The following is a 1,446-nucleotide window of genomic DNA, read 5'->3' on the forward strand; positions in this document are numbered from 1 at the left end:
TGAACTGCACCCCAATTGTTAGACACACTCTAACAATTGGAGGTGTAGTTTTTTTATGACTAAATTTACAGGTGAAGTAAAATTAAAAATTATTCAAGGCTATGACTCGATGGTAATTTCTCAAAAAGAATATGCAAAACGAATGGGGATTACTAAAGCCCAATTCCAATATTGGTTGAGGGTATATGAATTTCATGGAGGAGAAGGATTAATAAATCCCTATACAAACTGTTCTGTTGGATTTAAACTAGACGTACTAAACTATATGGTTCAGTCTGGTGCGTCTTTAATGGATACCGCAGCTCTCTTTAAAATCTCTAGTTATACAATGGTGTATGATTGGCAGAAAAAGATGGAGGTTGGTGGTGTAGAAGCCCTTGAACCGAAACTAAAGGGGCGTCCATCCGTGAAAAAGAAACCTATTAAACAACCAAAACAAGCACCAGCTGAAGGTTCAGTCGAAGCACTTAAAGCACGTATTAATCAATTAGAAATGGAAAATGAGTATTTAAAAAAGTTGAATGCCTTAGTTCAAAACAAGGAAAAATCACCAAACAAGACAAAGCACAAGTAGTCTATGAATTAAGGCATAAGTACCCGGTGAAGGAACTCGTGAAGCTCGCTGATGTTCCACGTAGTACATATTACGATATAGTGAAGAAAATGAATCGACCAGATCCAGATAGCGACTTAAAAGCTGAAATCAAGGCTATTTATGAGGAACATGAAGGTCGTTACGGTTACCGCCGTATACGTGATGAGCTAGCATATCGTGGACAAATAGTGAATCACAAAAAGGTTCAACGTATCATGAAAGAACTTGATTTAAAATGTCAGGTACGCATGAAAAAATATAAGTCATACAAAGGAACTGTAGGAAAAATTGCGCCAAATCATTTAGATCGTCAATTTACAGCTGATGCCCCAAATCAGAAATGGGTAACTGATATTACAGAATTTAAATTATTTGGCGAGAAGCTTTATTTGTCGCCTGTATTAGATTTATTTAACGGAGAAATTATTACGTATACAATTGGCTCTAGACCAACATATTCACTTGTTTCGGAGATGTTAGAGAAAGCTCTTAATCGCTTGCCAGAGGAACATAAACTACTGATGCATTCGGATCAGGGGTGGCATTATCAGATGAAACAATATCGTCATGCCCTTAAAGAAAGAGGAATTATACAGAGTATGTCCCGTAAAGGAAACTGTTATGATAATTCAGTGATGGAGAATTTCTTTGGGATTATGAAATCAGAATTCCTTTACTATAAGGAATTCGAAAGTGTAGAGCATTTAAAACAAGAACTAGAAAAATATATAAAATATTATAATACGAAACGGATAAAGGCAAAATTAAAAATGAGTCCGGTACAATACCGAACTCATTTTAAGCTAGCTGCCTGATGAAATAACCGTGTCTAATTTTTAGGGGTCACTTCA

The 1,446-nt window shown here is 35.8% G+C and carries 1 protein-coding gene; it reads left to right on the top strand.

All coding sequences use genetic code 11. The features are described 5' to 3' along the window. Positions 1-55: 55 nt before the first annotated feature. Positions 56-1,410, top strand: a protein-coding gene (locus V7112_RS23410; RefSeq protein ID WP_335424333.1) for an IS3 family transposase whose coding sequence is annotated in 2 segments (ribosomal slippage) — positions 56-509 and positions 509-1,410 — 1,356 coding nt in all. Because the reading frame shifts where the segments join, the coding sequence is not laid out codon by codon here. Positions 1,411-1,446 lie beyond the last annotated feature (36 nt).

Origin of the sequence: Bacillus sp. JJ1566, from assembly GCF_036962685.1 — a bacterium.
Lineage (GTDB): Bacteria > Bacillota > Bacilli > Bacillales > Bacillaceae_L > Ferdinandcohnia.